Source organism: Chitiniphilus purpureus (genome assembly GCF_025642115.1).
GTDB classification, from domain to species: domain Bacteria; phylum Pseudomonadota; class Gammaproteobacteria; order Burkholderiales; family Chitinibacteraceae; genus Chitiniphilus; species Chitiniphilus purpureus.
Genome location: NZ_CP106753.1, coordinates 1,779,889 through 1,793,194, shown reverse-complemented (window position 1 = coordinate 1,793,194; position 13,306 = coordinate 1,779,889). Strand labels below are relative to the sequence as shown.

Here is a 13,306-nt window from a genome sequence, read left to right as displayed (position 1 = left end):
CCGAGCCAGCGTCAAATAAGGAAACTCGATGTAGGCGATAGCCCAATCCTATGGCTGCCCCGAGGTTGTCAGCTTGCAGCCGCGGCGCGATCATGCAGCCGTGGTCCCACAGGAGCCGTCATGCGCATCGCCCATCTGATTCCGTCACTCCGCCGCGCGGCACTGGCATTGGGCTGCGCCTTGTGGACGGGCCTCGCCGGCGCGGACAGCAATCCCGCCCAAACCGTCACCATCCTGACACAGCAGGACGTCTATACCGACTACCAGCGCTTCATCGGCAAGCGCAACCCGCTCACGCTGGAGCGGTTTTCCGGCCCCGGTTCGCGCCGCGACGTGATCGAACTGGTGCTGACCCAGCAGGCGCTGCATCTGGGTGGGCTGCGCGCACCGGTGCGGCTGGTCAAGGTGGACCACAGCAGCGACTCGTACAGCCGCTTCCTGCGGGAAATCCTCTCCGGCAGTGCGACGTTGGGCGGCAATACCGCCTGGCTGATCGATCTGCAGTCGATCAAGGACAAGATCTACATCAGCGCGCCACTGATCCGCCAGGGTGAATTCGAAGCCGGCCTTTACACCGCATCAGGCAACGCGACCGCCCTCGCGGCCAGGGATCTGCCGGCGGTGCAGCGGCTGACCGCGGTGGTGGCCGAGAGCTGGCGGCCGGATGTGACCACCCTGCAGGGGCTGGGCATGTCCAAGGTGTTGCTGACCCAGAGCTGGGATTCGATGGTCGGCATGGTGGCCAAAGGGCGCGCCGATGTGCTGCTGGCACCGTTCCAGGCCACACCGGATATGGCGCTGCGTGTGGGTGAGCAGCGCTTCCTGCCGATTCCCGATGTGAAGGTCGGCCTGCAGGGCAGCCGTCATCTGTTCGTGAGCCGGTCCGCCCCCAATGGCGCCAAGGTGGCGCAGGCGCTGGAGAAAGGCATCGCCGTGCTGCGCGAACGCGGCACCATCGAGCGTGCCTACAGCGAGTCCGGATTCTTCAACGATCGCACCCGCCACTGGCAACGCCTGAACTAGCAGGCCGGCACCGCACCGCGGCGTGGCGTGGCGTGGCGTGGCGTGGCGGCAGTCAGACAGCGGCCAGCTCCGGCTGCGGCATGCCGATGTGGTAGCCCTGCAGGTAGTCGACGCCGATGTCGCGTAGCGCCGCGGCGATGGCCTCGCTCTCGACATATTCGGCGATGGTCTGCCGCCCCATCGCATGGGCGATGCGGTTGACCGCGATCACCATCTGCCGGCTGACGTCGTCCTCGACCACGTCGCGGATCAGGCTGCCGTCGATCTTGAGGTAGTCGACCGGCAGATTCTTCAGGTAGGTGAACGACGAGAAACCGCTGCCGAAATCGTCCAGCGCAAAGCGGCAGCCGCGCTCGCGCAGCGCTTCGATGAACTGCGTCGATTCGTGGATGTTGGCGATGGCGCTGGTCTCGGTGATCTCGAAGCACAGCCGTCCCGGTGTCACATGCGCCTCGTCCAGCCGCTCCAGCACAAAGGCCAGCGTCTGCCGGTTGAGCGACTTGCCGGACAGATTGACCGACAGCGAGACCTGCTCGGGCTGCCGCCGCAGCACGTCCAGCACGTGTGCGATCACCCAGCGGTCGATGGTGGCCATCAGGTCGTAGCGCTCGGCGGCCGGAATGAATGCCCCGGGCGGTACCATGCGCCCGTGCGGCTCCACCAGCCGCAGCAGTACTTCGTGGTGGCCCGCCCCCAGCTCGGGCCGCGCCGGCACGATGGGCTGGAAATGCAGCCGGAACCAGTCCTGCTCGGCCGCCTGGCGCAGCGTGGCCAGCAGCTGCAGCTCGTTGTGGCGCCCTTCCAGGTTCTCCTCGGCACCGCGGTACCAGGCGAAGCGGTTGCGCCCGGCCTCCTTGGCCGCATAGCAGGCGACATCGGCGCAGCTCATCACTTCCTGCGGCTCGCAGATCTCGCGATCCATCCGCACCAGCCCCATGCTGCCGGTCACCACGAACGGCCGCCCGGTCCAGACAAAACGATACTGCTCCAGCGCCAGCAGCACGTTGCGGGCCACCTGCTGGGCCTCGGCCTCGTTGGCAGTATCGAGCAGGAAGCCGAACTCATCGCCCCCGAGCCGCCCGACCAGCACGCCCTTGGGCAGCACTTCCTGCAGCTGCTGCGCCAGCTGGCGCAACAGCTCGTCGCCGGCCTGATGGCCGCAGGTATCGTTGACCAGCTTGAACTGGTCCAGGTCCAGCTGCATCACCACCCGCGCGTCGCCGTATTCCTGCACCAGGTCGCGCGCCAGCGTCAGCGCGTTCATGAAGCCCCGCCGGTTGGTCAGCCCGGTCAGCTCATCGTGCATCGCCTGATAGGCAAGACGCGCGGTCAGTGCCTCGGCGGCGCTGATATCGTGCAACGCGACCACGAAGCCGGTACCGCCGTCGGTATCGCCGATCTGCACGATCGCCATCTCGACGCGGTAGTGCTCGCCCAGCCGGTTGGTGATGGTGGTCTTGACCGCGCCCGGCGGCAGGGCGCCGATCTGCGCCAGTTGCAGCAGCGAGGCGAAGTCCGCTTCGCCGGTGTCATCCAGCGTGACCACGATCTCAGTGATGGGGCGGCCGCGGGCTTCGGCAAAGGTCCAGCCGATCAGCCGTTCGGCGGCGGTGTTGAGCAGCTTGACGCGTCCGTCGGCGGTGGTGGTCAGGATGGCATCGGCGACCGAACGCAGCGTCACCTCGGCCAACTCCTTCTCGCGCAGCATGGCCTGCTGCGCCTCGTCGCGCTGCGCATTGCCGATCAGCAGGTTGCGCCGCATGGTGTTGATGGCGTCGGTCAGCGTCTGCAGTTCGTCCTGGCCACTGTGCCCGCGCGACAGCACCAGCGGTGCGGTCATGCGCTCGTAGTTGAAACGGCGCGTGTAGTCGGCGATATGGGAAAGGTGGCGCGCGATCAGCCGGTGATACAGCCACAGGAAGCAGAGCGCGGCCGTCATCATGCCCGAGCCGAGCAACAGCAGCATGCGGCCCAGCTGGACCACCAGCAGCGATTGCAGCCCTTCGAGCGAATTCACAAGCTCCAGCTCGCCCAGCGGCACGTTGCGATGCGTCAGCGGATGTTCGTACTCCACCATGTAGCGCTTGCGGATCACCCCCACATGGCTGGCCGGCAGACGGCCGACCTCATAGCGGGTGCCGTCCGGCTCCACCAAGCGTGCCCAGCCGATCACCTTGGTCTGCAGCAACGAATGCAGCTGCGTGCGCACCGCCTCGGTATTGACCAGCCACAGATTGACCGCCAATTGCGGCCGCACGCTGCTGGACAGGGTATCAAGGTCGGCTTCGACCCGGGCCAGGCTGCGCTGGTATTCGATCCGCACCAGAATCACCGTCAACGATGCGGTCACCAGCAGGCCGATCACGATCACCGCCGCCACCATGCGCCAGGCAAGACGGTTTTCGCGATAAAACTCCCTGGCGCGGTAAAAGAGGTTTTGCAGCACTACCGGTTACCGTGATGGTTTTTGGATGGAGCATAATCGGAGGGAATAACTGGCACAAATCGTAATGCGCTGCCCACGGGGAGCACTGGACGGACGGAGACTGCTGAAAGTCTGACCAGCCGAAAAGACTTCCAATCCGCTTTCAAAGCCATCGCATCGGTTTTCCACCAGCGCAAGCTCGTCTTGTATGAATCGGCATTCAAACCCCGGCGCCGGGAACGGATGGCCCACATTGCGCAATGCAGGCCGGGCTCAGCACCGGCACGCGAGGCCGCAACGTCAGGCTCTGCAAGGCCTCCACCCGCGTTGCCGCAGCTTTGGCAATTGCAGGCGTGCCGCGGGTTGATTTGCCGTAGCGGGTCCGGCCCGCCTCTATATTCGAATTTGCTTATTTATGGCGCCGGCCTGCCAATCCCCATACCGCTACAATAAGCGCACACCCTGCAACGGTCTCATGACAGGCAATGCCGAATCACCATCCGATCAATTGTTGAATAGGCTGATTTGCAGCAGCCGGTGGTTTTTCCGCCCTGGTATTTATGACAGTCCGTTTCGCCCGCGCATCGGCCAATCTGTTCCGAAATGCCATGCTGCCACACGGCCATCGCCGGCGATCAATACGACGGATAGCACAGGCGATTGCCACTGCGGCAAGCCCGCCGCGCGGCATCACCTGGTGGCGGCCCTGGCAGGCACAAAGAACAAAACACATATCACACGGACCTGAGCCGGAGCGGACAACACGGCAGGCCGAATACTGGGGACGACGATGAGCAAGCACTGCGGCGCCATTTTCGCCGGCATCCTGACCATCCTGCTGGCCGGTTGTGGCGGCGGCGGTGGGGGTGGCGGTTCCGTGCCGGTGGGCGGCGGCACCATGACGCCTACGCCGACGCCGATCCCGACTGCGGGTGTGGCACTCAAGCCCGACTGCGCGGGTGCCAACTGTGGCGCGGTCGATGGCCAGACCTATGCAGGCAGTGGCATCGGCATATGGCGTTTTGACAATACCGGCAGTACCGGGGTCAACCTGCCGGTTTCGATTGCCGGCGTGCGCGGCAGAAGCGTGACGCTGATCTACACCAACCCCACCGCCGCACCGGTCGCCATGCCCAGCATTGCCTTGGGCGCCACGCAGCAGCAGGGGGATCCGTCGTTGCCGGTCACCGCGCCCGCCGCCAACCAATTGCCGGCACGGGTGCGCCAATTCGATCCGAAACGGCATCTGCACCGGGCCGAGCACCGCCTGCTGGCCGCCCGCCGCGCCCCACCGCCAGTGGCCGCCCTGATCGGCGACAGCCGGGACTGGATCGTGACCGACACGGGCGACCAGATCAGCACACGCACGACCACCTTGCGCCGCAAGCTCACGGCAGGCGACGGCCGTATCGTCAACCTGTGGGTGGAGAACAGTGAGTACGGCCCCGGCAAGGTGAGCGATGCCCAGCTGGACAGGCTGGCGAACGCCTTCGCCGGCAGCGGCGACTCGGTCTACAACATGGTGACCGGCCTTGCCGGCCAACCATGGGGCGAGCATGTGCAGAGCGATCTGATCCCCGCCGCGCAGGAACTGAACATCGTCTTCGTCAACTTCGACCGTGACGGCGCGCCATACGGCTTGCTGGGCTACTTCTGGAGCGTCAACAATTTCATCCGCGACGACAACGATCCCGAGTTGCAGTACAGCAACGAGGCGCTCTCGTTCTTCATGGACACCGAAACCCTTTACCTGGTGCAGGGCAACACGGGTCTCAAGGTGCAGGTCAGTACGCTGGCGCATGAATTCGTACACATGATCAATTACTACCAGCGCGGCGTGCTGCTGTACGACGACCGCAACGACACCGACCGGCGCAACGATCTGTACTACGGCTTCGACACCTTCCTTGAGGAAAGCACGGCGCTGATGATGGAGGATATCGTCGGGCTGAAACTCGACCCCACCTACAATGCGGCGCGCGACACCAGCTTCCCCGGCTATCTGGCCAACAGCAGCTTCAACTGCAGCCTCACACGCTGGATCGGCGACACCGGCTCGCTCTGTTTCAGCTACAACGTCGCCGCCAGCTTCGGCGCCTATCTGTTGCGCCACCATGGCATCGGCTTTTACCAGGGGCTGTTGCGCAACAAATCGTCGACCGATTCAGTGGCCATGCTCGACAACGCCATCCGGCAGGCCGGCGGCACCGGCCTTGCCGATGCACTGCGGCGCTGGGCCACGGTGATCGCACTGCTGCCCGCCAACGGTGCGCCGGCGCTGCACGGCTATCCGGAACGGCGCGACAGCGGCTATACGCTGCCCGCGATCAACGGGCCGGACTATGCGCACAAGCGTGTGCTGCCGGCGGCCGCACCGCTGCAGCTGCAGCCCTATGCGCATTTCCCGCTCGTGCGCCGGCCGAACACCGACCGTTTCGAGGCAGTGATGCCGGTGCCGGCCGGGTTGTCGTTGAGCGTGGTGGTGCAATGAACGCGCTGCTACGCTGGACCCTGGTTGCCGCGCTGGCTGCGGCACCGCTGCTGAGCGCCTGCGCTGCCAAGCCGGCCGTGGGCAGCCGCATCAACCTGACGGGCATGCTGCTGCTCAAGGGCAGCGCCCCCAAGGCCACCGTGCTGCTGGATACGCGCGCTGCCGGGCCGTGGGCGCTGCACGGCGTGCCGCCGGAGGCGCTGCAACGCTGGCAGCGCCGGCAGGTCACGGTCTCGGGCACTGTGCTGCGCGCGCCCGGCGGCGGCACGCTGCCGCCGCTTTTGCAGGTGGAGCAGATCGACGACGCGTCGTCCTCCCGCTAGCGGCCTGCCGGCTCAGCCGCGCATTGGCAACGCCTGCGGCGCCAGGAAGAAGCGCTGGGTCAGCGCGAACAGCACGATCACCGGCACCACCGCCATCACCACAGCGGCCATCACCAGGCTGGTCGATACGGCAAACGGACCGGTCAGATCGTTGAACACGCCGACGGAGATCGGCAGCCTGGTACGGGTGGTCAGTACCACGGCCGGCCACAGGTAATCGTTCCAGGCGGTGACCAGCGTGAAGATCGCCAGCGTGCCGATCGCCGGCAGGTTGAGCGGCGCTGCCACGCGCAGCAGCACCTGCCACTCGCCCGCGCCATCGACGCGCGCAGCGTCGATCACCTCGGCAGGCAACTGCTCGAAGCTCTGCTTCATCAGGAACACCCCGAAGGCGCTGGCCAGATTGGGCAATACCACGCCCAGATGGCTGTCCACCAGACCGAGCCTGGAAATGGTGACAAAGTTGGGGACGATGGCCACTTCCGAGGGCAGGGTCAGCGTGAGCAGCATGGCGCCGAACAGCACGCGGCGCCCCGGAAAGCGCAGCTGTGCCAATGCGTAACCGCACGGCACCGTCAATGCCAGCACCCCCGCCACCGTCAGTGCCGACAACAGCAGCGAATTGCCCACATAGCGCAGGAACGGCATCTCGGCGAACACGCGCTTGAACCAATAGGCCCCCGGTTCGACCGGGACAAAGGCCGCCGGGAAATGCCAGATCCCCGATGGATCGGTCGACAGCCCGACCGACAGGGCCCATAGGAACGGGAACAGCGTGAACATGGCAAACAACGCCATCCCGGCATAGCGGGCGCACACCACCGGCCAGCGTTGCATCATTGCCCCCTCGCGAACGGGTTGTGCCGGCCCAGCAGCCGCAGCTGCACGGCGGCAATGCCCAGGCACAGCAGCGTGAACAGCAGTGCCGCGGCACCGGCCACGCCGAAATTGAAGCCGAAGAACGCTGATTGGTAGACGAACAGCAGCGTCGTGCCGCTGTCGCTTTCGCCGCCGGTGAGCACCAATACCTCCTGGAAGGTCTTGAGCGCGCCGATGGTGGCAAGCAGCGTGCACAGCACCGTGACCGGCGCCAGCAGCGGCCAGGTGACATGCCGGAAACGCGCCCAGGGCCCGGCGCCGTCCAGCACCGCCGCCTCGGTCAGCTCGCGCGGCACCGCCGCAAGCCCGACCAGGTAGAGCACCATGTAGTAACCCACGTACTTCCAGAATGAAAAGGCCATCACCGCGAACAGCGCCCAACCGGGCTGGCTCAGCCACTGCGGCCCGGCGCCCTGCGGCATCACCCCCAGCGTCACCAGCGCCCAATTGAGCACGCCGTCGTAGTGGAATACGTAGCGCCAGACAATGCCGGCGATCGAAATCGTGATCACCACCGGCAGATAGTAGATGGCGCGGAACACGGTGACCCCGGCGAGCGGGCGGTGCACCAGCAGCGCCAGCCCCATTCCGCCGGCCTGGATCGCCGGCACGGTCAGCAGCATCAGGAGCGAATTACGCAGCGCAACATGGAAGCGTGGCGATTCGGCCAGCAGCACGAAGTTGGCGAAATCATTCCAGGCGGCGGCACGCTCGGCGACGAAATAATCCTGGAAGGCCAGCCAGCCGTTGTACAGCATCGGCCAGACCGTGAAGACGGCGAACACCGCCGCGCACGGCGCAACGAACAGGTAGGCGGTACGGGTGCTCAACCCAGGGGTGGCCATGGCCGCCTCACCCACGCAGCCGGAGCCGGACAGCCCCGCCCGCGGCACGCGTGCCGCCGCTGCGGACGGGCACCTCCGGCTTGCGTTGTGCTTCGACAGCCATTGTCTTTCCCCCTTGGTCCGCGACCAACCGCGCCCACCGCATTGCGCCGGCGAGCTGCCCGCCCGGCTGCGGTGCCGGATCGGAACTGCTTTCAAGATAACCGCTTGCCAGGGTTTGGATTTGTCCGGCGTTGTGCTATCGGGCAAACAGGGCAGCGCCGGACCGCCCATCCGGCTGGCGATGGCGCATGCTGGATACATGCGATGGCACACGGAGGCGGGCATCATGGAACGGCGTCATGTCTGGATTGCGGCAGTCGTACTACTGGCCGTCCTGCTGCTGGGGATGGGCTGGTACCGCTACGGCTGGGTGCCCGCGCCACCTGCGCCGGCCGAGCTGCCGCCGGCCGCCACGCCCAAGACCCGCCAGTACGTACGCACCCCTTTCCTGCCTCACTGGGATCAGGTGCCGCTCGCCGAATTCGAAAGGCAGGCCAGGCGCTTTGCCGGGCAGTTGTGGCTGGAAGGCCCCACTCACCGCCCGCTGATCGCGCTCACCTTCGATGACGGCCCGAGCTGGAACACCGACAAGCTGCTCGATGTGCTGGCGCGACACCGGGTGAAGGCCACGTTCTTCTGGCTGGGACGGGAAATGGAGCGCTACCCGGACACGGTACGGCGCGCGCATCGCGAGGGCCACCTGCTGGGCAATCATTCGTGGGACCACCCCGATCTGAGCGGCCTGGATGCGGCGACGTTCTGGGATGAGCAGATCGGCGCCACCCAGGCGGTGTTCCAGCGGCTGTTGGGCTATACCCCGCATCTGATGCGCCCCCCCTACGGCCGCATCGCCGACGCCCAGGTACAGCACTTGCAGCAGCGCGGCTTGAAAGTGATCCAATGGTCGGTCGACCCACAGGATTGGAACCGCGCCCGCATGGCCTTCGGTTCCCACCTGATCGAACGCACCTTGCAGGAGCACGCCCACCCCGAGGCCATTGTGCTGCTGCATGATGGCGGCGGGCCGCGCCACAAGACCGTGGCCGCGGTGGATCGCACCATCGGCTGGTTGCGCGCGGCGGGATACCGCTTTGTCACCGTCGACGAATTGCTGGGCACCGCACCGTCGACGCCGAGATAGCCCGATGCGGCCATCGCAACGATGAATCCGCCCCCGCGGCAGCGATGGCCGCGCTACCATGGCAGCCGCTGCCGCCTTGCCTGGGAGAGCTCCTGCGATGCATGTACTTGAACTCAGAATCCCGCCGCTGCTGCTGGCGCTGCTGTTTGCCGCGGCGATGCACCTTGCCGGCAACTGGACCCCGGGTCTTGCGTTCCAGCTGCCGGGCGCGGCACCGCTTGCCCTGCTGTCCGCCGCGCTTGCCGCTGCTGCGATCGCCCCGGCGCTGCTGGCGTTTCGGCGGGCCGGCACCACCGTCGACCCGACCCGCCCGGAGCAGAGCCGTACCATGGTCACCGGCGGCATCTACCGGATCAGCCGCAATCCGATGTACCTGGGTTTCGCGCTGGCACTGCTGGGCTTGGCGATATGGCAGTCGCACCTGCTGGCGCTGGGCGCGGTGCCGCTGTTCGTGCTGTATATGAACCGCTTCCAGATCGTGCCGGAGGAGCGGGCGCTGCGCAGCCGGTTCGGTGCGCAGTTCGACGCCTACGCGCAGCGCACCCGGCGCTGGATCTAGGCACTCAGTGTGCGCTGGCGGCGCGGCCACGCCGCGCACGCAAGGTCAGCGCAGATAGCGGCGCAGCAGTGCGGCCAACATGCCGTTGTCGATCAGCCGCTGCAGGGCGGCATCGATCGCTTCGCGCGTGGCCGTGTCCTCCTTCTGCAACAGGAATCCCACCGGCGTGCCGTCGTCACCCAGGTCGAGCGTGCGCAGCTGCAGGCCGAGCTTGCGCCCCATGCTGGCGCCCACCGCCTCCGGCGCGATCACCCCCGCCACCTTGCCTTCGGACAACAGCCGGAACGAGGTCTCCTTGGAGGCGGTGCGCAGCAGCCTGATCCGGCCACGCTGCTCGCCCAATGCCGCCTCGGTGTAGGACTGCCAGTCGCCGGTGACCACCTTGCCGTAGAGATCAGGCACGTGGCGCACCGGGCTGTCGTGCAGCACGAACAGCATGCTGCGCCGCCACGCATAAGGCTTTGAGAAGATGAAGCGTCGGGCGCGCTCAGGCGTGATTTCGGCACCGCACAGGCCATCCACCAGGCCGACCCGGAACGCCATGCTGCTCAGCATGTCGTCCCAGCGGCCCTGGCGCAGGCGCAACTCACGCGGCAGTTGTGCAAAGACCAGCCGGGCCACCTCGATATCCAGCCCGGCCGGCTCGCCACGCGCATCGCGGTACTGATACGGGGCAAAGCCCTCGGCGACGCCGCAGACGAATGGCGCCGGCGCTGCCTGCACCATGGCGCAACACCCCCATCCCAACCATGCCCAGCGCCATATGGTCATGCCCGAAGTGCCCTTTGCTCCACCGCCTCATACCGGCTTGATCACTATAGCCATCCGGGACGGGCATGCGGGCCAGCGGCCCCAGCGCCTCGGCTACCCGCTTACGAGCATGGCCAAGCCGTGCACCGATCGTACACCTGCGCCTTGCCCGAGATGGCGAGCGCCACCTTGACCAGGAGGTTGTGAGGTAATTGCAGCGCCGGCTGCACCCGCCATGCCAGCAGCGCACTGCCGAGCACCGCCGCCAGCAGCAATGCCGGCCGCCAAGCGGGTCCGGCACGCACACCACCGACGGCCGCAGCGGCCACGGCGCCCCCCAGCAGCGCGCCACTCACCACCTCGGCCGGCGAATGCACGCCCAGCTTGAGCCGGGACCAACCCACTGCCAACGCCAGCAGCACGGCGCCACCCAGTGCCGTCATCCGCAGCGTCGGTGCACGACCCTCGGTCAACACAGCAGCCAGCATGGGCCAGATGGCCATCGCATACATCGCATGGCCGCTCACCCCGGTGAAATCAAGTGCACGGATGCCCAACCCCCATCCAAGGAACGCCAACTTGCTGGCAATGGTGATCCCCACAGCAAGCCCGAGCAGCCATAGCCAGCGCCAAGCAGCTGCACGCGTGCCATTGAATGCCAATACCACGGCGATCACCAGCGCCAATCCAAACATCAGCCAAGCGTGGCCGAATAACGTTATCAAAAACCAGAACGACATGCGCACTCCAGATCAAATCGGGCCCAAGGCAGACCACATACGCTGTCCACGGTTCCACCTGAGCGCCGCAATGATGATCGCGCTGCCAGGCCGCTGGCGCGCCCTTCGCGTCGATCCACCCGGCCCGGTAGTGCCCGGCCGCTTGGCCCACCTGAAAAGCATAGGCCAGCCACCATGGGCCCTAGCATACCCCTGCCGTCATTTTCCTTACAAATATTCCATATGTACCGCATTTCACGCTACGAGATGTAACGCGTGTTTTTTTAAACATCCTTTCAAATATCCATCGCAAAAATACTGATTAACGTCAATTTTTACCGAAAATTTCATATTTCCGACCTTGGATGGGGAGTACATTAGCGACTCAACTTATTTAATTGGAAATAATAATGAAAGTTTTCATATTTTTTACCAAAATATTGAATCGATGTTTTTCTTTCATATTTCTAACATCTTTGGCGTATGCCGAGGCGCCTCCCGGTGGCACCGATCGGCTTGTGGTGCGTCTGGCGTCGCCGGATGCAGTTCTCTCGGTACAGGGCGAGGGTGCGGATGCAAGCTCCGGTCAGCAGGCCGCGCAGCGGGTAGGACAGATACTGGGCATGCCTGCGGCGTTCCACGGCACGTTGCCCGGGGGCATTGCGCCTCAGGCCGCCAGGCAGCACGCCAACACCGCCTACCACGTGGTCCGGTTGGCGCAACGGCTCGATCCGGCCACCCTGGATACCGCGCTGGCCCGGTTGCGGCAGGACCCGGCCATCGCCAGCGCGGAAGCCGATGCCCTGATCCAGCATACCGCCCTGCCGAACGATCCACGGCTGGGCGAACTGTGGGCCTTCGAAGCGATCGCGCCCGGTCGCTGGAGCGCCAACTTCGCCCCGGCATGGGAGCGCAGCCAGGGCTACGGCGTCAACGTGGCGGTGGTGGACAGCGGTGTGCTGCCGCATCCGGATCTGGGCAGCATTTCCCCGGCCAAAGGCAACGTGGCCGAGCCTGGCTACACCTTCATCAGCGATTGCATCATGGCCGGTACCTGCCCGATCGACACCACCTGGGACAAACGCACCCAGGCGCCCTTTCCGGGTGGCGAGGACCGGGGCGACTGGTGCGGCCCGGCCGAGACACGGCTGGGTCTGTGCTACTGGCCCAGTGGCAGCAGTTGGCACGGCACGCATGTGGCCGGCACGCTGGCCGCACAAGGCAACAACCTGTTGGGGGTGACCGGTGGCGCGTTCCGGGCCCGGATCGTGCCGGTGCGGGTGCTCGGCAAGGGCGGCGGTTATCTGTCGGACATCGTCGGCGGCATCCTGTGGGCAGCCGGGGTGCACGACACCATTGCCAACCCCAATCCATCGCGGATCATCAATCTGAGCCTGGGCGGCAGCATCAGTTGCCCCGAGTACCTGCAGCAGGCCATCGACCGGGCGCATCAGACCGGCGCGGTCCTGGTCGTCGCGGCAGGCAACTACGGCGGCAGCACCGACTATTACTCACCGGCCAGTTGTCGCCATGTCGTGACCGTCGCCGCCACCGGCCCGGACGGAATGCGCACCCTGTACAGCAACAGCGGCCAGGCGGTCGCCCTCGCAGCCCCGGGCGGCATCGGTCCGGACGGCATCCTGTCCACGCTCAACACCGGCTACGATGTGCCCGACCTGAGCAGCGCGGGCTGGACCTATATCCGCTATACCGGCACCAGCATGGCCACACCGCAGGTCAGCGCTGCCCTCGCGCTCCTGTTCTCGCTCAAGCCCGATCTGCCTTCCGACGAGGCAGTGGCGCTGCTGCAGCAGACCGCCACCCCCTTCCCCGTCGAAGGCGTGACCGGCTGGGGGGCTGGCATCCTCAATGCCGGTGCAGCGGTGGACCGGCTGCTGGCGCAGTATCCGCCGGCCTGCCCGTTGTGGGTGGAAGGCGCGCGCTACACCGCCGGCAACGTGGTGCATTTCGCCGGCCGCAACTACACCGCGCTGCAGGGGCATACCGCCCACCCGGGCTCGAACTGGATCCCACCGGTAGTGCCGGCCATCTGGCAACAGGGCGGCACCTGCGCCACCGGCGGTTGACGAAGCCCGGCCGGGGAAGCGG

At 66.0% G+C, this 13,306-nt stretch carries 11 protein-coding genes; 6 read left to right on the top strand and 5 right to left on the bottom strand.

The genetic code is table 11. The features are described from left to right. Nucleotides 1–120 precede the first annotated feature (120 nt). On the top strand, nt 121–1,023 hold the full coding sequence (locus tag N8I74_RS08315) for a hypothetical protein (protein ID WP_263126426.1): 903 nt from the start codon (nt 121–123) through the stop codon (nt 1,021–1,023). Between the two features lie 52 nt (nt 1,024–1,075). Here the strand turns inward: N8I74_RS08315 and N8I74_RS08310 are convergent, their stop codons facing one another. Continuing rightward, a complete protein-coding gene (locus tag N8I74_RS08310) occupies nt 1,076–3,469 on the bottom strand; it encodes an EAL domain-containing protein (protein WP_263126425.1) in 2,394 nt (797 codons plus the stop codon). Between the two features lie 769 nt (nt 3,470–4,238). Here N8I74_RS08310 and N8I74_RS08305 point away from each other — a divergent pair. Next, nucleotides 4,239–5,939: a M30 family zinc metallopeptidase gene (locus tag N8I74_RS08305; protein ID WP_263126424.1), complete on the top strand. Its 1,701-nt coding sequence runs from the start codon at nt 4,239–4,241 to the stop codon at nt 5,937–5,939. Then, nucleotides 5,936–6,262, top strand: coding sequence for a hypothetical protein (locus tag N8I74_RS08300; RefSeq protein ID WP_263126423.1), 327 nt, complete (start codon nt 5,936–5,938; stop codon nt 6,260–6,262). Before N8I74_RS08305 ends, N8I74_RS08300 begins: the two co-directional genes overlap by 4 nt. A gap of 12 nt (nt 6,263–6,274) precedes the next feature. On the opposite strand, the gene N8I74_RS08295 is transcribed toward N8I74_RS08300, so the two are convergent. Next, a complete protein-coding gene (locus tag N8I74_RS08295) occupies nt 6,275–7,102 on the bottom strand; it encodes a carbohydrate ABC transporter permease (RefSeq protein ID WP_263126422.1) in 828 nt (275 codons plus the stop codon). After that, complete coding sequence (locus N8I74_RS08290; protein ID WP_263126421.1) at nt 7,099–7,986, bottom strand: carbohydrate ABC transporter permease; 888 nt, start codon at nt 7,984–7,986, stop codon at nt 7,099–7,101. Before N8I74_RS08290 ends, N8I74_RS08295 begins: the two co-directional genes overlap by 4 nt. A 328-nt stretch (nt 7,987–8,314) precedes the next feature. Here N8I74_RS08290 and N8I74_RS08285 point away from each other — a divergent pair, with 328 nt between their 5' ends. Both N8I74_RS08285 and N8I74_RS08280 read left to right on the top strand, forming a co-directional pair. Then, on the top strand, nt 8,315–9,169 hold the full coding sequence (locus N8I74_RS08285) for a polysaccharide deacetylase family protein (RefSeq protein ID WP_263126420.1): 855 nt from the start codon (nt 8,315–8,317) through the stop codon (nt 9,167–9,169). A gap of 97 nt (nt 9,170–9,266) precedes the next feature. Continuing rightward, nucleotides 9,267–9,728, top strand: coding sequence for a methyltransferase family protein (locus N8I74_RS08280; protein ID WP_263126419.1), 462 nt, complete (start codon nt 9,267–9,269; stop codon nt 9,726–9,728). A 45-nt stretch (nt 9,729–9,773) separates the two neighbouring features. Here N8I74_RS08280 and N8I74_RS08275 read toward each other — a convergent pair whose 3' ends face one another. Then, entirely contained in the window at nt 9,774–10,499 is a 726-nt protein-coding gene (locus N8I74_RS08275) for a substrate-binding periplasmic protein (RefSeq protein WP_263126418.1), read from the bottom strand. A gap of 101 nt (nt 10,500–10,600) precedes the next feature. Continuing rightward, nucleotides 10,601–11,218 carry a phosphatase PAP2 family protein gene (locus N8I74_RS08270; RefSeq protein WP_263126417.1) on the bottom strand — a complete coding sequence of 206 codons (618 nt, stop codon included), beginning with the start codon at nt 11,216–11,218 and terminating at the stop codon, nt 10,601–10,603. Between the two features lie 602 nt (nt 11,219–11,820). On the opposite strand from N8I74_RS08270, the gene N8I74_RS08265 reads away from it, so the two are divergent. Then, nucleotides 11,821–13,284: a S8 family serine peptidase gene (locus N8I74_RS08265; RefSeq protein ID WP_263126416.1), complete on the top strand. Its 1,464-nt coding sequence runs from the start codon at nt 11,821–11,823 to the stop codon at nt 13,282–13,284. Nucleotides 13,285–13,306 lie beyond the last annotated feature (22 nt).

Bases quoted from the DNA above. Each gene is read 5' to 3' on its own strand.
- N8I74_RS08315 (WP_263126426.1), top strand. From the start codon at position 121: ATGCGCATCGCCCATCTGATTCCGTCACTCCGCCGCGCGGCACTGGCA.
- N8I74_RS08305 (WP_263126424.1), top strand. From the start codon at position 4,239: ATGAGCAAGCACTGCGGCGCCATTTTCGCCGGCATCCTGACCATCCTG.
- N8I74_RS08300 (WP_263126423.1), top strand. From the start codon at position 5,936: ATGAACGCGCTGCTACGCTGGACCCTGGTTGCCGCGCTGGCTGCGGCA.
- N8I74_RS08295 (WP_263126422.1), bottom strand. From the start codon at position 7,102: ATGATGCAACGCTGGCCGGTGGTGTGCGCCCGCTATGCCGGGATGGCG.
- N8I74_RS08290 (WP_263126421.1), bottom strand. From the start codon at position 7,986: ATGGCCACCCCTGGGTTGAGCACCCGTACCGCCTACCTGTTCGTTGCG.
- N8I74_RS08285 (WP_263126420.1), top strand. From the start codon at position 8,315: ATGGAACGGCGTCATGTCTGGATTGCGGCAGTCGTACTACTGGCCGTC.
- N8I74_RS08280 (WP_263126419.1), top strand. From the start codon at position 9,267: ATGCATGTACTTGAACTCAGAATCCCGCCGCTGCTGCTGGCGCTGCTG.
- N8I74_RS08275 (WP_263126418.1), bottom strand. From the start codon at position 10,499: ATGACCATATGGCGCTGGGCATGGTTGGGATGGGGGTGTTGCGCCATG.
- N8I74_RS08270 (WP_263126417.1), bottom strand. From the start codon at position 11,218: ATGTCGTTCTGGTTTTTGATAACGTTATTCGGCCACGCTTGGCTGATG.
- N8I74_RS08265 (WP_263126416.1), top strand. From the start codon at position 11,821: ATGCCTGCGGCGTTCCACGGCACGTTGCCCGGGGGCATTGCGCCTCAG.